Raw genomic sequence first — 23,751 nt, 5'->3', positions numbered from 1 at the left:
AATAGTATTTTATATGAGACAAAGACTTTTTCTTTATGGTATTTTATTGATTTACTTCTATTTACTGTCAAGTGATTTTATCCCGCCCAGTTCTCCCTGTCCAGATTGCGGTAACTGATGGCTTCAGCCAAATGGGAGGGCTGTATCAGTTCCGCACCTTCAAGGTCGGCAATGGTACGTGCCACCTTTAATATACGGTCGTATGCGCGTGCGGAAAGATTGAGGCGTTCCATTGCATTTCGCAGTAGGGATAGTCCTTTGTCATCCGGCCGCGCATAAATGGATAATAGCTTGCTGTTCATCTGTGCATTGCAGTAGATGCCGGGATGATCGGCATAGCGCTGTTCCTGTATCCGGCGTGCCTGAATGACTCTGTTCCGAATAACACTGCTTGCTTCTCCCTGCCGCTGATCGGATATCTTGTCGAACGGAACAGGAACAATCTCTATCTGAATATCAATACGGTCCAGCAACGGACCGGATATCTTGTTCAGATACTTTTGTACCTGACCGGGACTGCATACACATGCCTTGGTCGGATGATTATAGTAGCCGCAAGGACATGGATTCATGGATGCAATGAGCATCAGATTGGCGGGATAACTGATTGTGCTCTTTATGCGGGAGATGGTAATCTGCCGGTCTTCCAGTGGCTGGCGCAGGACTTCTAATACCCCTCTATTGAATTCGGGTAATTCGTCCAGAAATAAAACTCCGTTATGCGCCAGGCTGATTTCTCCCGGTTGGGGAAAACTTCCGCCTCCCACCATTGCAACTTGCGATATCGTATGATGGGGATCACGGAATGGCCGTTGGGAAATCAGTGAAGAGCCCCGGTTTAGTTTTCCTGCAACGGAATGTATTTTGGTCGTTTCCAGGCTTTCGCCCAAGGAGAGGGGAGGAAGGATGGAAGGTAAGCGTTTAGCCATCATTGATTTACCACTGCCGGGAGCGCCGATCATGATGAGATTGTGTCCTCCGGCGGCGGCAACTTCCAAAGCCCTTTTCACATTCTCCTGTCCTTTTACGTCTGCAAAGTCCAGGTCAAAGGCTGCTTGCTGTTGATAAAACTCTTCCCGCGTGTTGACAACCGTTTGTTCCAGCTCCCGCTCACCATTGAAGAACTGGATAACCTCTTTGATATTACTGACGCCATATACCTTCAGTTGATTGACGACTGCTGCTTCCCGCGCATTTTGTTGAGGAATAATGAGTCCCTCAAAGTTTTCTTCACGGGCTTTGATAGCAATAGGCAGTGCTCCTTTGATCGGCTGAATGCTCCCGTCAAGACTAAGTTCTCCCATCATCAGATAGCGGGATAACTTTTCGGAAGATATGGTTTCGCTGGCACCCAGCAAGCCGATGGCAAGAGGTAAATCATAAGCCGAGCCTTCCTTGCGGATATCGGCCGGCGCCATATTTACAACCAGGTTGCTGGTCGGCATTTTATAGCCATTGACTTGCAGTGCGGAGATAATACGTTGGTGACTTTCCTTCACTGCGGAATCCGGAAGACCGACGAGATAGAACATACAGCCACGCGAGCTGTTGACTTCGATTGTGATGAGTGTTGCATCAATCCCTTGAACAGCCGCTCCGAAAACTTTAATTAGCACGTTTGATTACCGTTTATTTTTTCTGTTTGTTTTTCTTTTCTTTTTCTGTCGCTTCCTCAACGATGTTTTCTATTTTCTTTTTCAGCTCTTCTCCCCGAAGGTTCTTAGCTAAAATCTTTCCGTCCGACGAGAGAAGTATGTTGGCAGGTATTTTATAGATAGAATATTGCTTGGCTACTTCAGAATTGAGTCCGCCGAAATCGCATACCTGTTCCCAGTCCAGCGTATCGCGTTTGATGGCGTCTTTCCATTGCTGTTTGTCTACATCCAGCGAGATGCCGAGCATTCCTATATATTTGTTCTTCTTATACTTTTTGTAGATTTCCCTTAACTCGCTGTTGCTCTGCTTCTGAGAGATACTGTCGTTCCAGGAAGCCCAGAAGTTGATCAGCAGGCTTTTCTGCTTGAAGGCGTCTGATGAACGGGTAATCTTTTCTCCTTTAGCATTGGTTAGGCTGAAGAAAGGTGCATATTTGCCAATCTCCGATTTCTCTGCCTGAGTGATTGTTTCATTCAAACGTTCGATATACGGTTTGTCCTGTAATACACCTGTCATTACTTCAACTAGCTTTTTGATTTTGCTGAAGTCAGGCGTTTCTTTCTGAACGAAGTATTTGTCTAATAAGTAAAGGCTTACATAGGAGGAGTGATGTTGCAGTATGAACTCTTCCGCCATTTCTTCGGCAATGTTTGCTTTTTCTACGGTTGTTCTTTTATCCACTGTTTCTTCGCCGGCTTTTTCTGAAGGATCAGCCGGACCTTCCAGTGCTTTCTGGAAGTCTGTGAACTCCTCATTGTATATATTTCCGCTGATAGTCAGGAAATTCAGGTTGATCGTATCTCCTTTTATCTTGACCTTGTTACCCTTATCAAGAAAGACAGGATATTCAATCCGGTTCTTGAGTAACAGATAGGCAGAAGTGATTGTATCTACGCTGGTAGTGTAGGAGAACTTATCGTTTTCTGCATAAATGGTGTCTATCCGGTCGTACAGCTCGTCCATGCCGTACAAATAAAGTGTATCTGTTCCGAGTCCTTTGATCTCTCCGGTGATGGTTGTCTCATTGGAGCCCTTCTTGCATCCGACCAGACAGATAATGATGAGGATTAAAATACTACTCTTTTTCATTGCTTTGATTTCTTTTCTGCGAAAGTACGGTTTTTTACAGATAAAAAAAAGAATTGCCCGTCATTTGTAATGACGAGCAATTCTCAATATCTAAAATAGAGTGGTAATTCTCTTATTTGATGATGCTCATGAAGTCTGCATTTGTGAAGAACTTAGAGAATTCCAAGTCTGTTGCAGCTTTCTTAGCCAACGCAGGTTCTTTAGCAACAGCGCTTTTCAAGCTGCTGGTTACCATAGAAGAATTGTTAGTTCTAGCACCCAGAACTGCCATTAGGTAGTCTGTGTAAGCATCTGGTTTTTCTACGCCTGCCAGTGTGTTTTTAGCTTTGTTGTAGTCCTTAGCAAGGATTTGAGCCAAAGCAGCACTGTTAGTCTTAGCGTCACCGAATGAGTTAACTGCTCTTTCGTACTGGCCTTGAGCGATGTACAGGTTACCCATAGATTCGCCAAGTTCTTTTGTACCTGCAGCTTTACCGAAGTAAGCTTCAGCAGCAGCTTTGTCACCCTTGATCAAAGAGATCAAACCTAAGTTCATATTTACTTCAGGAGCAGCGTTTACGCTGGCAGCTTTCTTCAGGTAAGATTCAGCTTTGTCAACGTTACCAGCCTGATAAGCAAGCTTACCAAGGTTGTTGTATGCGCGGTAATCGTTAGGGAACTGTTTTGTAGCCTGAGTATAGATAGCTTCCTGTTTTGCAGGATCGTTAGTCAGTGTAGCAGCATACAACAATTCTTCGATGTTCAGTTCAGAAGGATTAGAAGAAGCAAGCTTAGTGATTTCTTCGTCAGACTTACCGATGATCTCGTAGTTCAAAGTCAAACGAGAACGACGCAGTTGAGGAAGGATATCGTCAGCCAGGTTCTTGTATACAGAAGAGATGTTCTTGATTTCTTGTTCTCTCTGTGCAGGATCCTGATACATAGACAATACGCGAAGGATCAGTTCTTTATCCTGGATGTTAGATTTAGAAACCAGTTCCTGGAAACCTTCCCAGTCCTGTGCAGTATATTTAGCGTCAACCGGAGCGTCGATCTTAGCTTTCTTCAAGTCTTTGTTCAGCATCTTGGTAGTGTTGCTTTCGCGGTTTTCTGCCAGAGTTGTATTCAGGCTTACACCACCATCAGGAGAAGCATAAGCAGAAACTTCGATGTTGCTGATCTTCTTGTTGGCAGCTTCGTTTATGTTAGCAACTTCCTTGTTGAATTCTTTAGCAGTTTTCAACTCGCTTGAACGGATGTTAGCCTGTTGGATCAAGAACATGATGTTAGCATCGTGTTTTTCCTTGATGATACGTTGGAAAGCATCTTCGCCCAGAGCCGGGTTAGCGCTGCCCAATGTGTTATTTACCAATTCAGAAGTAGAGATTACACCATCAGCTACTTTCACAGCGGGGATAACGACTTCCTTTTTACCAACTTTAGCTTTAAATTCAAGCCACAGTTCAGATTTTGCCATTTCAGGAACATAGTCGAAAGATGTTTTCATTGTATAGCTACCACCTACTTTGTAAGAGATAGTCTGATCGTTTCCTTCTACTTTTTCTCCTTGGAACACAGCACTTTGTCCTTTAGCTTCACCGCCATTCCACTTCAAAACCGGAGTAACTTCTACTACAGCTTTTTTCTTGAAATACTTTTCAGGGAATTTACCATTAATGGTAGCAGGAACTTTACCACCTACTGCTTCCAACACTTGTGGAGTAACAGTGAAGTAGTCCGCTGACAGGGGACCCATTTTCTTGCACGAAGAGAAAAGTGCAACAACAATTGCCATGAGTAAAGGCAAGTACAACTTCTTTGTCATTTTAGGTATAAATTAAATGTTTGTAATTGAAATATCGTCATATTTATAACCCCTTTTCAATCCTAATAAAGGAAAAACATCGCAAAGATATTAATTCTTAATATAATTATGTAGTTAGCAGGAGGTTTTTATCATAATTTAATGAAAACCCGACTCTTTTTCTCGCCGATACTTGATATTTCGGGGATGATGCTCGATAATCTCGCTGCGAAGCATGTTTCGGTCGATATGGGTATAAATTTCGGTCGTCGCAATCGATTCGTGTCCGAGCATGCACTGGATGGCCCGTAAATTGGCGCCACCTTCCAGTAAATGAGTGGCAAAGGAGTGCCGGAAAGTGTGCGGACTGATGTTTTTGGTGATACCCGCATTTTGTGCTAATTCTTTTATCATATGAAAGATCATAATCCGGGAAAGTGATTTGCCTCTCCGTTGGCTGACAAACACAAAATCTTCATAGTCTTTTTTAACTTCTATCCGGTTGCGGTCCAAGAAATAAAGTTTGATCTCGTTAATGGCACGGGGAGAAATGGGAACAAGACGTTGCTTGCTTCCTTTACCTTCTACTTTGATGAAGCCTTCATCGAAATAGAGATCGGATAATTTGAGGCTGACAAGTTCGGATACACGGAGTCCGCAGCTGTATAATGTTTCCAGAATAGCTCTGTTGCGCTGTCCTTCGGCTTTGCTGCGGTCTACGGAGGAGATGATGTTGTCGATCTCTTCTACGGTCAGCACTTCGGGGAGTTTTAATCCGATCTTGGGACCTTCCAGCAGTTCGCTGGGATCAGCCTCCAGATAATCCGCCATAATCAGGAAACGGAAGAAGGACTTGATGCCGGATAAAATGCGTGCCTGAGAACGGGGATGAATGCCGATGTCATGCAATCCCGCAGCGAAACGCTGGAGATCGGACAGGCATACTTCAAGAACATCTATCCCTTCCAGAGTCAGAAAACTCATCAGTTTATCCAGATCGGTCAGATAAGCGTCCAATGTATTGGGAGATAAAGACTTTTCCAGCTTGAGGTACTGCTGGTACTTTCTGATTATCAGTGCTTGTTGCTCCTTCTTCTTGTTTTTTTCGTTGATTTCCATTTCTTTTTTCTACCTTTGTAGCCTGAAATATTGTTCTTTGGATACAAAGGTATTAAAAAAGCAGGACTACGGCGATGAGAATACAAATTATTAATGGCCCGAACATCAATCTGTTGGGCAAACGTGAACCTTCCATATACGGAAGTGTTACATTTGAAGACTATCTGGCTGAGCTTCGTAAAAGATATGCTGATTTGGAGATCGACTATTTTCAATCGAACATTGAGGGAGAAATGATTGACTGCATTCAGCAGGTAGGTTTTGAGGTAGACGGCATCATTCTGAATGCCGGCGCTTATACACATACATCCATCGCTCTGCAGGATGCCATTCGTTCTGTGACTTCTCCGGTGATCGAGGTACATATTTCTAATGTACATAGCCGTGAGTCTTTCCGGCATGTATCTATGATCGCCTGCGCGTGCAAAGGAGTGATCTGTGGCTTCGGGCTGAACTCGTATCGGTTGGCTCTGGAGGCTTTGTTAGGTAATAAATAAGGTATTAATATATTAAATAGGTAAAAAGGCTATGTTACTGAAACAGACAAAAATCGTCGCATCCATTTCGGACAGACGTTGCGATGTGGACTTTATAAAACAGCTGTTTGAAGCTGGGATGAATGTGGTACGTATGAATACGGCTCACGCTAGCCGTGAAGGTTTTGAAGCGTTGATTGCTAATGTACGTTCCGTATCCAACCGGATTGCAATCCTCATGGATACCAAAGGACCGGAAGTACGTACAACTGCCAATGCGGAACCGATTCCATATCAGATAGGTGATAAAGTAAAGATTGTCGGCAATCCTGATCAGGAGACGACTCGTGAATGTATCGCTGTTTCGTATCCTAACTTTGTGAACGATTTGAATATCGGAGGTCTGGTTCTGATTGACGATGGTGATCTTGAACTGGAAGTAATCGATAAGACAGCCGATTATCTGCTTTGCGAAGTGAAAAACGATGCAACGTTGGGAAGCCGCAAGAGCGTGAACGTTCCGGGTGTTCGTATCAATCTTCCTTCATTGACAGAGAAAGACCGTAACAATATACTTTACGCGATTGAAAAAGATATCGATTTCATCGCTCACTCTTTTGTGCGTAACCGTCAGGACGTACTCGATATCCGTGAAATCCTGGATGCTCACAACAGTGATATCCGGATTATTGCCAAGATTGAGAATCAGGAAGGGGTGGACAACATCGACGAGATTCTTGAAGTGGCGGACGGCGTGATGGTAGCTCGCGGTGACTTGGGTATCGAAGTGCCGCAGGAACGTATTCCGGGTATCCAGCGTGTGCTGATCCGCAAATGTATCCTGGCAAAGAAACCGGTAATCGTTGCGACTCAGATGCTTCATACCATGATCAACAATCCTCGTCCGACCCGCGCGGAGGTGACCGATATTGCGAATGCAATCTACTATCGTACGGATGCTCTGATGTTGAGCGGTGAGACTGCTTATGGCAAATATCCGGTAGATGCAGTCAAGACAATGACCAAGATCGCAGCTCAGGCTGAAAAAGATAAACTGGAAGAAAATGATATCCGTATCCCATTGAACGAAAACAGTAACGATGTAACGGCCTTCCTTGCTAAACAGGCAGTGAAAGCTACATCGAAACTGAAGATACGTGCCATCATCACAGACAGCTATAGCGGACGGACCGCCCGTAATCTGGCAGCTTTCCGTGGCAAATTCCCGGTATTGGCTATCTGCTATAAAGAAAAGACCATGCGTCATCTGGCACTTTCTTATGGAGTGGAAGCAATCTATATGCCGGAGCTGGCCAACGGACAGGAATATTATTTTGCCGCTTTGCGCCGCCTGTTGAAGGAAGGACGTTTGCAGCCGACAGATATGGTAGGATATTTGAGTAGCGGTAAGGCAGGTACACAAACTTCATTCCTCGAAATCAATGTCGTGGAAGATGCGTTGAAACACGCGGGAGAAACTGTATTGCCTAACAACAATCGTTATCTCTAACTGTTACTTATAAAATAAGGTTTTATGCAGGAGACTGAATCTATTGATGAATATATTTTGCAGCATATCGATGCGGAAAGTGACTATCTGAAAGCACTTTACCGGGATACGCACGTGAAACTGCTTCGTCCCCGTATGGCTTCCGGGCATCTACAGGGACGGATGCTGAAAATGTTTGTAGAGATGATTCGCCCCCGGCATATACTGGAGATAGGAACGTATAGCGGTTATTCTGCCCTTTGTCTGGCGGAAGGCTTGTCAGAGGGCGGAATGTTGCATACGTTTGAAATTAATGATGAACAAGAGGACTTTACCCGTCCCTGGCTGGAAAATTCTCCTTTTGCGGACAAGATTCGCTTTTATATAGGAGATGCCTTGGAGCTTGTTCCTCATTTGGGCGTTACGTTCGATCTGGCCTTCATTGACGGTGATAAACGTAAATATATCGATTATTACGAGATGGTTTTAAAGCATCTTTCCACAGGTGGGTATATCATTGCCGATAATACATTGTGGGATGGTCATGTGTTGGAGCAACCTCGTAGTACGGATACGCAGACCATTGGCATCAAAGCATTCAATGACGCCCTTGTGACGGACGACCGGGTGGAGAAAGTAATCCTGCCTTTGCGTGACGGGTTAACTATAATAAGAAAAAAGTAAGATAAGGAGTAAATTTATGGAAACAACCAGACAGAATAAGATATCCCGCCTACTGCAGAAGGAGCTGAGCGAGATATTCCTGCTTCAGACAAAGGCAATGCCGGGTATATTAATATCGGTCAGCGCTGTTCGTATCAGTCCTGATATGAGTATCGCACGCGTGTACCTGAGCGTTTTCCCGTCAGAGAAAGCAGAAGAAATGGTGAAGAATATCAATGAGAACATGAAGTCCATCCGCTTTGAACTCGGAACTCGTGTGCGTCATCAATTACGGATTATTCCCGAATTGAAGTTCTTCGTGGACGACTCACTGGATTATATTGAGAAGATTGACTCTTTGCTGAAGTGAATTTTCCCTTCTACATAGCCCGGCGTTATCTTTTCTCGAAAAAGAAGCATAATGCTATCAATATTATTTCCGGCATATCAGTATGCGGGGTGGCACTTGCTACGCTGGCACTGGTCTGCACGCTTTCCGTATTCAACGGATTTCAGGATATGGTAGCCAGCTTTTTCACAGCTTTTGATCCTCAGTTGAAGATTACCATCCGCGAGGGAAAAGTCTTCGATGGACAGGATGAAAAGATTCGTGCGGTCTGTGCGCTTCCGGAGGTCTCGGTATCTACAGAGACGCTGGAAGAGAATGCGATGGTGCAATATAAAGACCGTCAGGCTATGGTTGTGTTGAAAGGCGTGGAAGATAACTTTGAGGATTTAACCGAAATAGATAGCATTCTTTACGGAGCCGGCGAGTTTATTCTTCATGATTCGATAGTGAATTATGGGGTGATGGGCGTGGAACTGGTTTCAACTTTGGGTACCGGACTGGCCTTCGTGGATCCTTTGCAGGTGTATCTTCCCAAGCGTAATGCCAAAGTGAATATGGCGAATCCCGGGGCTTCTTTCAATCGTGACTATCTTTATTCACCGGGTGTTGTGTTCGTGGTCAACCAACAAAAGTATGATGAAAGCTATATTCTCACTTCCCTTGATTTTCTTCGTAACTTATTGGACTATACGACAGAGGTTTCCGGCATTGAGTTGAAACTGAAACCGAACGCCAATATATCATCCGTACAGTCTAAAATAGAAAAAATGCTGGGTGATGACTTTGTGGTACAGAACCGTTATCAGCAGCAAGCAGATGTTTTCCGTATCATGGAAATAGAGAAGCTGATCTCTTATCTGTTTCTTACTTTTATTCTGATGATTGCCTGTTTTAATGTGATTGGTTCTCTTTCCATGTTGATTTTGGATAAGAAAGACGATGTCATAACCTTGCGCAGTCTGGGAGCCAGTGATAAACTGATATCCCGTATCTTTTTATTTGAGGGACGGCTCATCTCTCTCTTTGGTGCTATCTCCGGTATTATACTGGGGTTGATATTGTGTTTCATTCAGCAGAAGTTTGGCATCATTACCCTTGGCGGAGGTGGTGGAACTTTTGTGGTGGACGCTTATCCGGTAAGTGTTCATGCGTGGGATGTAGTGCTTATTTTTATTACTGTTTTAGCAGTGGGATTCTTGTCTGTATGGTATCCGGTGCGCTATTTAAGCAAGCGACTTCTGTAATTGGCTGAAGAAGAAAAAGATTATAACCTTAGAATACGGAGGTGTAGGTATTTTGTAGGGGAGTTTGCTAAAGTGGAACTAAAGTATTTTATGTATTTGGGCAGAAACTATATAAACAAAAAAGCGTAGGCAGGAGACGAACTCCTTTACCTGCGCTTTTCTATTTTTTCTCAGTCAAGTGAATTACTTCACTTCCCAAGTATCGTTTGTCATCAGCAACTCTTGGAAATTGTGATATTTTTTCTTGCCTTTGACTTCTTCAATCTGTTCTGCTACGGCATCGTTGTAAGTAGGCGCCTCTACTTCACGAATCACACCGAGTGCAATCGGGAAATCGGGACCTTCCATCAAAGCCAGCTTCAACTGAAGAGTATTGTCCTGGCAATGAGCATCGTGAATCAGAATATCTTTTTCTGTGATGCCATTCTCGCCAAGTTTCACCACTTTCAGTCCAAAACCTTCCTGCATCAATCCGAACTCTTTGTTTTCACCGAACAACATCGGTTTGCCGTGTTCCAGATAGATTGCATTCTTTGCGCGTCCTTCCTTTGTTGCAACAGAAGCGTGAGTTCCGTCATTGAAGATTACGCAGTTCTGGAGAACTTCCACAACGGATGCACCCTTGTGGTTGGCAGCTGCTTTCAGAACCTCTACAGAAGCGGCGCCGTCTACAGCGATACAACGTGCAAAGAAACGTCCGCGTGCGCCGAATGCCAGTTCTGCCGGATGGAAAGGGTCTTCTACCGTTCCGTAAGGAGACGATTTGCTGACGAATCCGCGTTCGGAAGTCGGTGAATACTGTCCTTTGGTCAGTCCGTAGATACGGTTGTTCAACAGAATCATGTTCAGGTCAATGTTACGACGAACAGCGTGGATGAAGTGGTTACCACCGATAGCCAGACCGTCACCGTCACCGGAAATCTGCCAGATAGTCAAAGCCGGATTAGCCACTTTGGCACCTGTTGCAACGGCAGCGGCACGTCCGTGGATGGTATGGAAGCCATACGTATTTACATAATAAGGCAGACGGGAAGAGCAACCGATACCGGAAATTACGGCGATATTGTGCGGAGCTACTCCCAGTTCGGCCATTGCCTTGTGCAGTGAGTTCAGGAAAGCGTGGTCACCGCATCCCGGACACCAGCGAGGCTGACCTGATTTATAATCTTGTACGGTATATACTTTATCGCTCATCTCTTATTCCTCCAATAATTTAGTAAATGCATCTATCAATTCTCTCGTAACGAAAGGCTGTCCTTTCACTTGGTTGAACTGGCTGATATTCAGTCCGGGTACTTTCATACGCAGGTAACCGGCAAATTGTCCCAGATTCTGTTCGGCTACTACGATCTTCTTATATTTACGTAATACGTCGGCTGTATTCTTCGGCAGCGGGTTGATGTACTGGAAGTGTGCGAATGCAACCTTCTTTCCATGTTCGCGCATGAAGTCCATAGCCAGACGGAGATGTCCGTAGGTACCGCCCCAGCCTACAATCAGCAAGTCTGCGTCTTCGTCGCCCAGCACTTCAAGTTCGGGGATGTAGTCTGCAATCTTGTCCACTTTTGCCTGACGCAGGTGAACCATCTTGTTGTGGTTTTCGGGTTCGGTAGAGATAGCGCCGGTTTCGTTACTCTTTTCAAGCCCACCGATACGGTGCATGAAGCCTTCTGTTCCCGGAGTCGCCCAGTAGCGTGCGCCTGTTTCTTCGTTACGTTGGTACGGGGTCCAGTTGCCCGCCATGTCCGGAGTTACATACGGAGGGTTGATGGCAGGGTAGTCATTCAGATCGGGAAGTTTCCATGCGGCAGAGCCGTTGGCAACGAAAGCATCTGTCAGCAATACGACCGGAGTCATGTGTTCCAAAGCAATTTTGGCTGCCATGTAGGCGGCATCGAAACAGTTGGTCGGTGAAGTGGCGGCGATAACCGGCATCGGGCTTTCGCCGTTACGACCGTAGAGTGCTTGCAGCAAGTCGGTCTGTTCCGATTTGGTAGGCAGACCCGTAGACGGGCCACCACGCTGTACGTTGACAATCACCAATGGAAGTTCGCCGATAACGGCCAAGTTCATCGCCTCACTTTTCAGGCAGATGCCCGGACCGGAAGTTGTCGTTACTGCCAGCGCACCTGCAAAAGCTGCACCAACGGCAGAAGCACAACCGGCGATTTCGTCTTCGCACTGTACGGTTTTTACTCCCAGTGATTTATGCTTGGCCAATTCATGCAGAATGTCGGTAGCCGGAGTGATCGGGTACGAACCCAGATACAGTTCCAGACCGGCCTTCTCGGCAGCGGCAATCAGCCCGTAAGACGTTGCCTTGTTACCATTAATATCTGTATAAAGCCCTTTTGATTTCGGAGCTTTGCTCTCAATCTTATAAGTAGAGGTAGAAGCGTGTGTGTTGGCACCGTAGTTGTAGCCATCGTTCAATACCTTAATATTTGCTTCTGCGATTTCCGGTTTCTTGGCGAACTTCTCGCGCAGCATCTTTTCCGCTGCTGCCAGATTGCGGTTGAACAGCCAGCAAACCAGTCCGAGCGCAAACATATTCTTGCAACGGAGAATCGTTTTATTGTCCAGTCCGGAATCTTTCAGACTTTCTTTGCACATAGAAGAGATGGGCACTTCCAGCACTTCTTGTTTAACGCCTAATTCTTCAAAAGGATTGTTGGTCTTAAATTGTGCTTTTTCCAGGTCTCTGGCTTCGAACGAGTCGGAGTCGGTAATGATAAGTCCTTGCGGTTTACAGAATTTGATTTGTGTTTTCAGTGCGGAGGGGTTCATCGCTACTAATACGTGGCAACGGTCTCCTGGAGTGTACACCTGTCCTGCGCCTACGTGGATCTGAAAACCGGAAACACCGGTCAGTGAACCTTGCGGGGCACGGATGTCTGCCGGATAGTCGGGGAATGTACAGATGTCATTTCCTACCGTAGCCGACACGTTCGAGAAGATGTTGCCTGCCAGCTGCATACCATCGCCGGAGTCGCCGGAGAAACGTACTACGACTTCCTCCAATTCTTTAACCATCATTTCGTCTGCCATAACTTTAATTACTATATTTAATTTAAAAACTGATTTTACTTTCAATTTGTGAGCGCAAAGGTCGGAAAGTTAATCGAATTATCAAAATAAATCGAACTTTATTGTCCTATTGACGCCAAATAATTGGATTTACTGAAAGGAACCTGCATTTTTATTCTTGTTAAATCAACAGAAACCGTTATCTTTGCAACCAAAATAAAAGCGGCCTTGTAGTTCAACGGATAGAATAGAAGTTTCCTAAACTTTAGATAGGGGTTCGATTCCCCTCGGGGCTACTAAGAGAAATCTGCGGGAGGCGGTGTTGTTTTGCTTCATACTGTATTGAGTTTTAAGTATTACAATGGCTTCTTTAAAGATTAACGTCTTATAGCTTCTATTTGTTTTAATAATCAATAGAAAAAGCCTCTTCCGAATGTTCGGAAGAGGCTTTTTCTATTTCTGGAATTTATTATTCTTCCGTAGCTGCTACCACTACTTTTTTGTTCTTCATCATGTTGTATGCAATCGGAGATGCAATGAACAACGAAGATAAAGTACCGATAACAACACCGAGGATCATTGCGAATGCGAAGCTGCGGATTGAATCACCACCGAGGATGAAGATACACAGCAATACGATCAACGTACTCAATGAAGTATTGATGGTACGAGCCAGTGTAGTGTTCAGAGAGTCGTTGAACAACTGACGCTTGTCACGTTTCGGATACAAGCCGAAGAACTCACGTACACGGTCGAAGATTACCACCTTATCATTAATAGAGTAACCGATAGCCGTCAGGATAGCACCGATGAATGTCTGGTCGATTTCCAGTGAGAACGGAACGATACCCCACAACAATGAGTAAGCACCGATAATCATGATCGTATCACAAGTCAGAGCTACGATAGAACCGATACTGTAAGCGATGTTGCGGAAACGGATCAAGATATACAGACCGATAGCGATCAGAGCCAGAACAACTGACCATACGGCACCTGTCTTGATATCGTCTGCGATACTCGGACCTACTTTCTGTGAACTTACGATACTACCGCCTGTGTGATTGTCACGGTCGATGAAAGTAGCCAGTGTGATGTTCTGTGTCAGCAACGGCTTCAGTGTTTCGTATAAGTATGATTCGATCTCAGAGTCTACATTGTTACCTTCGTCTGCGATACGGTAGTTGGTACTGATACGTACTGTCTTCTTGTCTGTACCGATAGCGATCACATTTACATTTACATCTTCACCAAACTTGTCAGCGATCAGTTCACGAACTTGTTCCGGTTCTACCGGATTCTCGAATTGTACCTTGAAGTTACGTCCACCGGTGAAGTCAATACTTTGACTTAAACCACGCAATGCAAACGAACCGATACAAACAAGGATAATAGCGCTTACGATGATCAGTGATTTCTTATTGGTTCCCATGAAGTCGAAACGGGTATTTACCAGCAAGTTTCTGGAAATCTTGGAAGTAAATGTCAGGTTCAGCCACTTGTCTTTATTCATGAAGTGTTCGTAAACCAGACGAGTCATGAACACAGCAGTGAAGAAGGATACAAGGATACCGATAATCAATGTAGTGGCAAAACCACGGATAGGACCTGTACCGAAGTTGAACAGGATGATACCGGTGATGATAGATGTCAGGTTGGAGTCGAAGATAGCAGAGAAGGCATTTGAATAACCGTCAGCCAATGCTTTCTTCACACCCTTGCCGGCACGAAGCTCTTCTTTTGTACGTTCATAGATAAGTACGTTCGCATCCACCGCCATACCGAGTGACAACACCATACCGGCAATACCGGACATGGTCAGTGCCGCCTGGAAGGATGAAAGGATACCCAGCGTGAAGAAGAAGTTCAGGAACAATGCGCAGTTGGCAACCATACCCGGGATGAAGCCATACATGGAACACATATAGATCATCAACAGGATCAAAGCTACAACGAATGAGAAAATACCTGCGTTAATAGATTCCTGACCCAGAGAAGGACCTACGATATCTTCCTGTACGATATGGGCCGGAGCCGGCATCTTACCTGATTTCAATACGTTAGCTAAGTCCTTTGCCTGTTCCGGGGTGAAGTGACCTGTAATCTGTGAACGTCCGCCTGTGATTTCAGAGTTTACGTTCGGAGCAGAATATACATAGTTATCAAGAACGATAGCGATAGAACGACCGATGTTCTGCTTGGTCAGCTGTGCCCAGCGGCGTGCACCGTCAGAGTTCATGGTCATGCTTACAGCCGGTTTGCTGTATTGGTCGAATTCGTCTTTTGCATCTGTTACTACGTCACCTTCCAACGGAGCTTTGCCGTTACGTTCGGTAGACTTGATAGCATACAATTCGAATGTCTGTCCTTTCTTATCGAATTCAGAAGGAGAAACACCCCATTTCAGACGAAGGTCTTTCGGAAGTTCTGACTGGATTTCAGGCATGCTCAGATATCTGTTGATATCGGCTGTATCCTTATAGTTAGCATAGCCGATCACCGGACCCTGACCGCTTGAATTCAACTGAAGAACAGCTAGCAACGGATATTGCTTTTTGATTTCTTCCATATTTGCTCCCGCCTTTTCGTCTTTGGCATCTCCTTTCAGAGTAGCTGCGAGACTATCGGCAACGCTTACGGCTTTCTTTGCCGGAGTAGCTTCTGCCAGCTTGGCTGCGGGGATTGTGTCTGCAGTTGCGTTAGTGGCTGTAGAATCAGCGGCAGTTTCCTGTGACAGGATAGCACGCAATTTTGAGTCAGCCGACTGCATAGCCGGAAGAATCTCTTTTGCAGTATATGTTTCCCAGAATTCGAGGTTGGCCGAACCTTGAAGAAGTTTTCTCACACGTTCCGGCTCCTTGATACCCGGAAGTTCCACCATGATACGGCCCATCTTATCTTCGAGGCTCTGGATGTTCGGCTGAACAACACCGAAGCGGTCGATACGGGTACGAAGCACGTTGTATGAGTTTTCAACGGCAGCCTTTACTTCTGCTCTCAATACTTTTTCTACTTCGGCATCTGATGATTTCTGGTTAACTTTATCTTTCAACTGTTGTGTTGCGAAAAGTTCGGAAAGTTTTGCGCCCGGAGCAGTCTTCTGGTATTCTCTGACGAACAAGGTAATGATATCGTCCTGGCTGTTGACAGCTTGTTTTGCAGCTTCATTCAGCGCTTTATTGAAGTTTTCATCCGGCTTGTTGTCAGCCAATGCTCTGATAACATCAGGCACAGAAACTTCAAGGATAACATTCATACCACCTTTTAGGTCCAAACCTAAACTGATCTCCATTTCACGACAATCTTTCAGCGTCCAGTTCCACAGCATTACTTTCTCATTGGAGAGAGAGTCAAGGTAGTCTTGTTCTACTTTCGGGTCGCCGTTCGCAATCTCTTTCGCCTTATTAGTGTAATGGCGGGTTACGAAGGAGAAGGAGAGGTAGAACACGCATACCAGCGTGAGTAGTACCGCAAAAACCTTTACAAATCCTTTGTTTTGCATTTTACTTTTAATTTATGATGATTACTTTTTTAATTTAATTTTCAGTTAAATTCTGCCGTATACAAGTCCATTTTGCCGCATACAAGGCTGCAAATATAGTTTTTTTTTCACATTCATATGTAATAAGCCCTCAAATATTTGATGTTTAAGGGCTTTTTTGCCGTTTTATTTCATTCCTCTGTTTTTCAGTAACGGCTCCAGGCTTGGTTCCGCACCGCGGAAATTCTTATAAAGTATCATCGGATCTTCGCTGTCTCCCTTCTCCAATACGTTGTAGCGGAAGAGATCGGCAGTGTTTTTATCAAAGATTCCATGTTCTTTGAAGGCTTCAAAGGCATCATTGTCAAGTACATTCGCCCAAAGGTAACTGTAGTATCCGGCAGCGTATCCGCCAATGATATGATTGAAGTAAGTGACGCGGTAACGGGGGGCAATTTCGGGGATCAGACCGAGCTTGTCCATGGCTTCTTTTTCGAAAGCAAGTATATCCAGATTCTTTACATCTGTTATCATGTGAAGGTTCATGTCGAGGATGGCGGCAGCCAGTAACTCGGTGGTCATGAATCCTTGGTTGAACGTTTTCTGTTTCAGAATCTTTTCGATGATTTCATCGGGGATTACTTCTCCTGTCTGATAGTGTTTGGCATACATTTTCAGCACTTCCGGTTCGGTAGCCCAATGTTCGTTGATCTGAGAAGGAAGTTCAACAAAATCGCGTACGACATTGGTGCCGGAGGTCCCTTTGTATTCGCACTTTGTCAGCAAGCCGTGCAGGGCATGGCCAAATTCATGGAACAGAGTTTCTACTTCGTCCATAGTCAGCAGAGAAGGGGTGTCGCCGACCGGTTTGGTGAAACTGCATACGTTGCATACCAAGGGGCGGGTTGCTCCCTGCTGTTCGCGGTAATTGCTCATCCATGCGCCACCGCTTTTTCCGGAACGCGGGAAATAGTCTACATAGAATATACCCAGTTGGGAGCCGTCAGCGTCTTTTACTTCGAAGATTTCTACATCCGGATGATAGGTCGGGATACCTTCCAGTTTGCTTAGCGTGATACCATATAGTTTGTTGGCAACTGCGAAAGCTCCTTCGCGTACATTCTCTAGTTTGAAGTAAGGTTTGGTGTCTTCTTCGGAGAGGTTGTATTTCTCTTTGCGGAGTTTTTCTGTGTAGTACCACCAGTCCCAAGCTTCCAGTTTCTCGCCTTTACCTTCTTTGTCCATTAACTGTTGAAGTTCTGCGGCTTCGGCTTTCGCTTTCGGGAGGGCATAGCTCCAAAGGTTGTTCAGCAGACTCATTACGTTGCTGTCATTCTTTGCCATTGTTTCATCCAGTACGAAGTTGGCGTAGTTGTTGAAGCCCAATAACCTTGCTTTTTCCAGGCGGAGGGAGACGATCTTGCGGATCGTTTCTTTGTTGTCATTCTTGTCATTGTTATTGCCGCGGTTGATGTATGCTTTGTACATTTTCTCACGGAGAGGGCGGTTCTCAGCGTATTGCAGGAACGGAAGGCGGCTGGCGTTGTGCAGGGTGAACAGCCATTTCCCCGGTTGTCCGGCAGCTTTTGCTTCTTCGGCTGCGCTTTGGCAGAACCATTCGGGCAATCCTGCTAAATCTTCTTTCTTGTCTACGAAAAGCTGGAAAGCATTGTTTTCATTCAGTATATTATTGCTGAATGTGATGCCGAGAGTGGAAAGTTCTTTGTTGATTTCACGCAGACGTGCCTGTTTCTCTGCATCCAGATTAGCACCCGAACGGACAAATCCTTTGTAAGTTTTGTCCAGCAGACGTTTCTGTTCCGTGGTCAGATTCATGGAATCTTTCTGTTGGTATACAGCGTTTACACGTTTGAAAAGCTCCTGATTCAGGGAGATGTTATCTTCGTGCTCGGAAAGGACCGGTGCCATTTTGATAGAGAGCTCGGTCAGTTCATCGGTTGTTTCCGCATCCGTCATATTGAAGAAAATGGCGCTTACACGGTCCAGAATGGGTGCGCTGTTGTCCAAAGCTACAATCGTATTGTTGAAGGTAGGCACTTCCGGGCTTGCGATAATGGCCTGGATATTTTGATTCTGCTCTTCAATACCTTTCAGAAAGGCGGGTTCGTAATGTTCCAGTTTGATTTTATCGAAGGAAGGAACACCATACTCTGTTTGAAATTCAGTGAAGAAAGGGTTGCTTTCTGTTTTTGTTCCACAGGAGTACATCATACAACTTGCTGCTAAAATGGTTAAAGTTTTTCTAATCATCATGGTATTTATTAAAGTTTTTTCTGTTTTATTGCTTGCCTATATAGCACCAGATCGGGTAATGGTCCGAATCTTTGATCGAACGGTCTACGGTACAGTTATAGGCTTTCTGATTGGGGCTGATCAGAATATTGTCTATCCGGAAATAGAATTTATTCAGATTATAGGAGATGCCCAGTCCCCTGCCGGATTGTGTAAAGGCGTCATCCAGCTGTTGAGTCAGGATGCGATGGGTATATGAAATGGAAGCGTCGTTGAAATCGCCACAGGTAATAATAGTCGGGTATTTGCTGTTTGCGATGGCGACGGCTACCGAATCCGCTTGCGAAGAACGGATGGCCGATGCTTCCGCCAGTTTCTTTATTAATTGCCGGAGACCCGTTTTTACCTTCTTTGCGTTCGGGTCTTTAATCATATCTTCATAAATCACCTTGTCCTCTTTCGTTAGTTTATTGGATTCCAGATGGTTGTTTATGAGGGTGATAGTGTCCTCGTTAACTTTGAGGGTGTACTGCATCGAACCGTTGTAGGTGCTTTCATACTTGATGGGACGTGCCGAAAGTATGGGGAATTTGGAGAAACAGGCCAACTGACTGCCTCCTTTTTCCGGATTGTGAATGGAACGGTAGGGATATGCTTTCAATGCTTTTCTGATGTCTTCGTCTGTCAGATATTTCTTGTTTTTGGTTGAATTGTACTCCTGAAGACAGATTATGTCAGCTTCACTGTCAGCCAGATAGGATAATATCGGATTCTTTCCTTCCTTTTTCTCCAGATTGTTAAATCCCATCACATTGTAAGAGAGGAATTTGATGCTGCCATCCGGTATCGTTTCTACTGTAGAATTGATGGGAATATAGGTGCGTATCTGTGGAATACACACCAGAAAACCGATGACCGGTAATAAGGCATAGCGGTAGCTGATGATTACCCAGAAGAGGGTGAAACAGATGTTGACAGCAAGGAAGATGGGGAAGGCAAGCCCCAGGCAAGAAGCTATCGGGTGTATTTTCGGTTGAAGATACGGGCTATAGGCACTCAAAATCAACATCCCTACAAAGAGTGCGTTGACTGCCAATATCAAATAAAGGACAAATTTGCCAATGTGTTCCATTCTTTATCTTTTGCTTGCGTCGAACAAGCTCTTTTTCTCTTCCGTCGTCAGGCTTTCATAACCGGATTTTTTCAGCTTCTCCAGAATGCGGTCCACTTCATCCGATTGTGCTTTCTTACGGGCGTTATAATCGTAATCTTTCTCGCGACTTGTGTCGCTTCCATAATGTACTTTCATTTTTGGTTTGCGTTTCCATGTCTTTTTCTGAAACAGGGAAGCGAAGCCGTCAAGGAACCAGTTGATCCAGTAAGTCACGTCTTTGCCTTTGCTCAGACTGGCTGCAAACCAAAGTCCGGCAAGTGCGCCGCCTAAGTGGGCGATGTGTCCTCCGGCATTGTTGGATGTAATAAAGAGCAGGTCTGTTCCGATAACGATCAGTGCGAGGTATTTCAAACGGACGGCGCCGAAAAGGAAAAGTTGTACCCGGTAGTTCGGTTCTCTGTAGGCGGTGGCAGCTACGATGGCCAGCACGGAAGCGGAAGCCCCGACCAGTGTGGAGAACGGCAATGTCTGGCTGAAATAAGGGAAGATGTTATACGCTATCATGTAGAACAATCCTCCGCAGATGCCTCCCAATACATACAATCCCCGTAAATGCTTTCCCGAAAAGAAATAGAGAAACAGACTTCCGAACCAGTACAGCCAGAGCATATTGAACAGGATATGCAGGAAGCCTGCATGCATGAACATGTAGCTGAGCAATGACCATGGCTGAAGAATAAACCGGTGAAGGGAAGCCGGAAGGGCGAATAAATCGAATATTCCCGTTGCACTCAGGTTGAACAGTTGCAATATGACACTGATTAACGTACCGATAACAAAGATGCCTACGTTAATGTAAATCAGTCGGATGAAAGTGTTTCCTCTTCTGAACGTTTCTTTTAAATCAGTTATAATATGTCCCATTGTTTCTACTTTTTTTTCTCCAATACATAATCAGGATAAATCCGAATATCATACCTCCCAAGTGGGCGAAATGCGCGACATTATCTCCGGGATTATTGGCAAAGCCGGCATACAGTTCAATCAAAGCATAACCGATAACAAAGAATTTAGCTTTGATAGGGAAGGGCAGCGGAAAGATGAATAGCTGGTTGTTGGGGAACAACATACCGAATGCGAGCAAAATGGCATATACAGCTCCCGAAGCGCCCACGGTGGTCAGCATGTTCAAAAACTCTCCCATAGGAATAATTCCCGTTCCTATATCCACTTGTGAATAGTGGCTGTAGTCTACTATATATTTGATGTATTGCACTCCTTCCTGGATAAGTCCTGCACCGATACCACAGGCGATATAATAAAAAAGGAAACGTTTCGGTCCCCAGGTCCGTTCAAGAACAGTTCCAAACATGAAAACAGCAAACATATTGAAAAAAATGTGGCTGAACCCGCCATGCATGAACATATAAGTGATAAGCTGTGCCGGATTGAAGTCACTGGCGAGGAAAAAATGCAATCCCAGATAATTAGTCAGATCGATACCGTATCGTTGGGCGACAAGTGTCCCGAAAAAGACTAGTACATTGATAATTATCAGGTTTTTAGTTACAGTTGGCATAATTTTATATTCTGAATATTTAAGTAATGAACGCAAAAGTACGAATAAATTCTGTTTTAAAGCATGGAAAAGCTTCCCTATTAGCTCTTTTTCAATAATTTGCTGCGTTTTTTTTATGTTTTTATTTGATATGTTGTTTTGTTCATCTATATTTGTAAAGTCGTAATGGGAAATCTTTTGTGTAACATATATATTAATTAATCATTTTACGTATCATGAATAAGTCTGAACTTATTAGTGCAATGGCTGCTGAAGCTCAAATGAGTAAAGCCGATGCGAAGAAAGCTCTTGATGCTTTCATTTCTTCAGTTACTAACGCTATGAAAGCTGGTGATAAGGTAGCTTTGGTTGGTTTTGGAACGTTCTCTGTAAGTGAAAGAGCAGCAAGAACCGGTATTAATCCTTCTACAAAGGCAGCTATTACTATTCCTGCTAAGAAAGTAGCTAAATTTAAAGCTGGTGCTGAATTGTCTGCAGCTGTTGAATAAACATATAGTTGAAAGAAATTAGAAGAGGGAGGCGCGTGCGTCTCCTTTTTTTGTATCTTTGCGCGCAAGAAACAACTTGATTATGAAGATAGAAGATAAACTTGTAGCGTCCGTCATCAACGGACTAAAAGCACTTTACGGTCAGGAAGTCCCTGAGAAGATGGTGCAGTTGCAAAAAACGAAGAAAGAATTTGAAGGACATTTGACACTGGTGGTGTTCCCTTTTCTGAAAATGTCAAGAAAAGGACCGGAACAGACAGCGCAGGAAATTGGCGAATATCTGAAGGCGAACGAACCGGCTGTAGCTGCTTTCAATGTGATAAAAGGCTTTTTGAATCTGACTATTGCGTCGGCTACCTGGATTGAGTTGCTGAATGAGATTCAGTCGGATGAAGAGTACGGTCTGGTGAAAGCTACCGAAACTTCTCCGTTGGTGATGATTGAGTATTCTTCACCGAATACCAACAAGCCGCTTCACTTAGGTCATGTGCGCAACAATCTTTTGGGAAATGCGCTGGCTAACATTGTGGCTGCAAACGGAAACAGAGTAGTAAAGACGAATATAGTAAACGACCGTGGTATCCATATCTGCAAATCCATGCTGGCATGGAAGAAATACGGAAACGGCGAAACTCCTGAAAGCACCGGCAAGAAAGGTGATCATCTGGTAGGCGACTACTATGTGTCTTTCGACAAGCATTATAAAGCGGAACTTGCCGAACTGATGAAAAAAGGCATGACGAAAGAGGAAGCGGAAGTTGCTTCTCCGTTGATGCAGGAAGCCCGCGAAATGTTGGTGAAATGGGAAGCCGGTGATCCGGAAGTACGTGCCCTGTGGGAGATGATGAACAACTGGGTGTATGCCGGATTTGATGAGACTTACCGGAAGATGGGGGTCGGCTTCGATAAGATATATTATGAATCCAATACTTATCTTGAAGGAAAAGAGAAAGTAATGGAGGGACTGGAAAAAGGCTTTTTCTTCAAGAAAGAAGACGGCTCTGTCTGGGCTGACCTGACTGCCGAGGGACTGGATCATAAGCTGCTTCTACGTGGCGACGGAACTTCTGTTTATATGACGCAGGATATTGGTACTGCCAAACTTCGTTTCGCCGATTATCCGATTGATAAAATGATTTATGTCGTTGGTAACGAACAGAATTATCACTTCCAGGTACTTTCTATCCTGTTGGATAAACTCGGATTTGAATGGGGTAAAGGCCTTGTACATTTCTCTTATGGCATGGTGGAATTGCCGGAAGGTAAGATGAAATCTCGTGAAGGAACAGTCGTTGATGCCGATGATCTGATGGAAGAGATGGTATCGACTGCCAAAGAAACCTCGCAGGAACTCGGAAAACTGGATGGTCTGACACAGGAAGAAGCGGATGATATTGCCCGTATTGTCGGTCTGGGTGCTTTGAAGTACTTTATTCTCAAAGTAGATGCCCGTAAGAATATGACTTTCAATCCGAAAGAGTCTATTGACTTCAATGGTAATACAGGACCGTTCATTCAATATACGTATGCCCGTATTCAGTCTGTGCTTCGTAAAGCGGCTGAGTCCGGAATTGTGATACCTGAACAGATTCCTGCTGGTATCGAACTGAGCGAGAAGGAAGAAGGATTGATTCAGTTGGTTGCTGACTTTGCGGCAGTTGTAAAACAGGCCGGAGAAGACTACAGTCCGTCTATTATCGCGAATTATACCTATGATCTGGTGAAAGAATATAATCAGTTCTACCATGATTTCAGCATTCTGCGTGAAGAGAATGAGGCGGTAAAAGTATTCCGTATTGCTCTGTCTGCCAATGTAGCAAAAGTGGTTCGTTTAGGAATGGGCTTGTTGGGCATTGAGGTACCTTCCAGAATGTAATACCTGCCCTGAACAAAATATATTTATGTGTTCCGGAACGGGACTGGGATGTTGTTGAATAGAAA

18 protein-coding genes and 1 tRNA gene are annotated in these 23,751 nt (G+C 44.6%); 8 read left to right on the top strand and 11 right to left on the bottom strand.

The window, feature by feature from the left end; translation table 11 throughout:
- Positions 1-77: 77 nt before the first annotated feature.
- The 4 genes from ACHLI0_RS11870 to xerD all read right to left on the bottom strand — a co-directional run bounded on the left by ACHLI0_RS11870 (position 78) and on the right by xerD (position 5,647).
- The gene (locus tag ACHLI0_RS11870; protein ID WP_490749222.1) at positions 78-1,616 is read right to left on the bottom strand and encodes a YifB family Mg chelatase-like AAA ATPase; all 1,539 of its coding nucleotides are present in this window, start codon (positions 1,614-1,616) and stop codon (positions 78-80) included.
- A gap of 13 nt (positions 1,617-1,629) precedes the next feature.
- Positions 1,630-2,745, bottom strand: a complete 1,116-nt coding sequence (locus tag ACHLI0_RS11865; RefSeq protein ID WP_490749221.1) for a DUF4369 domain-containing protein — start codon at positions 2,743-2,745, stop codon at positions 1,630-1,632.
- Between the two features lie 112 nt (positions 2,746-2,857).
- On the bottom strand, positions 2,858-4,549 hold the full coding sequence (locus tag ACHLI0_RS11860) for a tetratricopeptide repeat protein (protein WP_008761919.1): 1,692 nt from the start codon (positions 4,547-4,549) through the stop codon (positions 2,858-2,860).
- Between the two features lie 138 nt (positions 4,550-4,687).
- On the bottom strand, positions 4,688-5,647 hold the full coding sequence (xerD, locus tag ACHLI0_RS11855) for a site-specific tyrosine recombinase XerD (RefSeq protein ID WP_008761920.1): 960 nt from the start codon (positions 5,645-5,647) through the stop codon (positions 4,688-4,690).
- A gap of 74 nt (positions 5,648-5,721) precedes the next feature.
- Between xerD and aroQ the strand changes: the two genes are divergently transcribed.
- From aroQ to ACHLI0_RS11830, 5 genes are read left to right on the top strand one after another with little or no spacing between them, the layout of a single operon-like run.
- On the top strand, positions 5,722-6,144 hold the full coding sequence (gene aroQ, locus ACHLI0_RS11850) for a type II 3-dehydroquinate dehydratase (RefSeq protein WP_008761921.1): 423 nt from the start codon (positions 5,722-5,724) through the stop codon (positions 6,142-6,144).
- A 31-nt stretch (positions 6,145-6,175) separates the two neighbouring features.
- On the top strand, positions 6,176-7,633 hold the full coding sequence (pyk, locus tag ACHLI0_RS11845) for a pyruvate kinase (RefSeq protein WP_008761922.1): 1,458 nt from the start codon (positions 6,176-6,178) through the stop codon (positions 7,631-7,633).
- Positions 7,634-7,657: 24 nt separating this feature from the next.
- A complete protein-coding gene (locus ACHLI0_RS11840; RefSeq protein WP_055218663.1) occupies positions 7,658-8,296 on the top strand; it encodes an O-methyltransferase in 639 nt (212 codons plus the stop codon).
- 16 nt (positions 8,297-8,312) lie between these two features.
- The gene (gene rbfA / locus ACHLI0_RS11835; protein WP_008761924.1) at positions 8,313-8,645 is read left to right on the top strand and encodes a 30S ribosome-binding factor RbfA; all 333 of its coding nucleotides are present in this window, start codon (positions 8,313-8,315) and stop codon (positions 8,643-8,645) included.
- A complete protein-coding gene (locus ACHLI0_RS11830; RefSeq protein ID WP_062694253.1) occupies positions 8,642-9,868 on the top strand; it encodes an FtsX-like permease family protein in 1,227 nt (408 codons plus the stop codon). Before rbfA ends, ACHLI0_RS11830 begins: the two co-directional genes overlap by 4 nt.
- Positions 9,869-10,051: 183 nt before the next feature.
- Here ACHLI0_RS11830 and ACHLI0_RS11825 read toward each other — a convergent pair whose 3' ends face one another.
- Both ACHLI0_RS11825 and ACHLI0_RS11820 read right to left on the bottom strand, forming a co-directional pair.
- Positions 10,052-11,062: a 2-oxoacid:ferredoxin oxidoreductase subunit beta gene (locus tag ACHLI0_RS11825; RefSeq protein WP_490749220.1), complete on the bottom strand. Its 1,011-nt coding sequence runs from the start codon at positions 11,060-11,062 to the stop codon at positions 10,052-10,054.
- Between the two features lie 3 nt (positions 11,063-11,065).
- The gene (locus ACHLI0_RS11820; RefSeq protein WP_032840807.1) at positions 11,066-12,916 is read right to left on the bottom strand and encodes a 2-oxoacid:acceptor oxidoreductase subunit alpha; all 1,851 of its coding nucleotides are present in this window, start codon (positions 12,914-12,916) and stop codon (positions 11,066-11,068) included.
- A gap of 203 nt (positions 12,917-13,119) precedes the next feature.
- Here ACHLI0_RS11820 and ACHLI0_RS11815 point away from each other — a divergent pair.
- A tRNA-Arg gene (locus tag ACHLI0_RS11815) sits at positions 13,120-13,191 on the top strand.
- Between the two features lie 173 nt (positions 13,192-13,364).
- Here ACHLI0_RS11815 and secDF read toward each other — a convergent pair.
- The 5 genes from secDF to ACHLI0_RS11790 form a co-directional block, all read right to left on the bottom strand.
- Positions 13,365-16,397: a protein translocase subunit SecDF gene (secDF, locus tag ACHLI0_RS11810; protein WP_008765303.1), complete on the bottom strand. Its 3,033-nt coding sequence runs from the start codon at positions 16,395-16,397 to the stop codon at positions 13,365-13,367.
- A gap of 165 nt (positions 16,398-16,562) precedes the next feature.
- Positions 16,563-18,650 (bottom strand): M3 family metallopeptidase, encoded by a 2,088-nt coding sequence (locus ACHLI0_RS11805; protein WP_490749219.1) that lies wholly within the window; start codon positions 18,648-18,650, stop codon positions 16,563-16,565.
- Positions 18,651-18,675: 25 nt separating this feature from the next.
- Positions 18,676-19,761: an endonuclease/exonuclease/phosphatase family protein gene (locus ACHLI0_RS11800; protein WP_055229224.1), complete on the bottom strand. Its 1,086-nt coding sequence runs from the start codon at positions 19,759-19,761 to the stop codon at positions 18,676-18,678.
- A gap of 3 nt (positions 19,762-19,764) precedes the next feature.
- Positions 19,765-20,667 carry a rhomboid family protein gene (locus tag ACHLI0_RS11795; protein WP_008761931.1) on the bottom strand — a complete coding sequence of 301 codons (903 nt, stop codon included), beginning with the start codon at positions 20,665-20,667 and terminating at the stop codon, positions 19,765-19,767.
- Positions 20,648-21,322: a rhomboid family intramembrane serine protease gene (locus tag ACHLI0_RS11790; RefSeq protein ID WP_008765306.1), complete on the bottom strand. Its 675-nt coding sequence runs from the start codon at positions 21,320-21,322 to the stop codon at positions 20,648-20,650. The genes ACHLI0_RS11795 and ACHLI0_RS11790 overlap by 20 nt, the downstream gene beginning before the upstream one ends.
- 215 nt (positions 21,323-21,537) lie before the next feature.
- Here ACHLI0_RS11790 and ACHLI0_RS11785 point away from each other — a divergent pair, with 215 nt between their 5' ends.
- Complete coding sequence (locus ACHLI0_RS11785) at positions 21,538-21,810, top strand: HU family DNA-binding protein (protein WP_008761933.1); 273 nt, start codon at positions 21,538-21,540, stop codon at positions 21,808-21,810.
- Positions 21,811-21,892: 82 nt separating this feature from the next.
- Positions 21,893-23,686, top strand: a complete 1,794-nt coding sequence (gene argS / locus ACHLI0_RS11780; RefSeq protein ID WP_490749218.1) for an arginine--tRNA ligase — start codon at positions 21,893-21,895, stop codon at positions 23,684-23,686.
- Positions 23,687-23,751: the final 65 nt, after the last annotated feature.

The sequence above is a fragment of the Bacteroides sp. RCH18 genome (assembly GCF_058231005.1).
The sequence above is the reverse complement of the archived record's forward strand: the minus strand, read 5'-3'. Positions and strand labels throughout refer to the sequence as shown.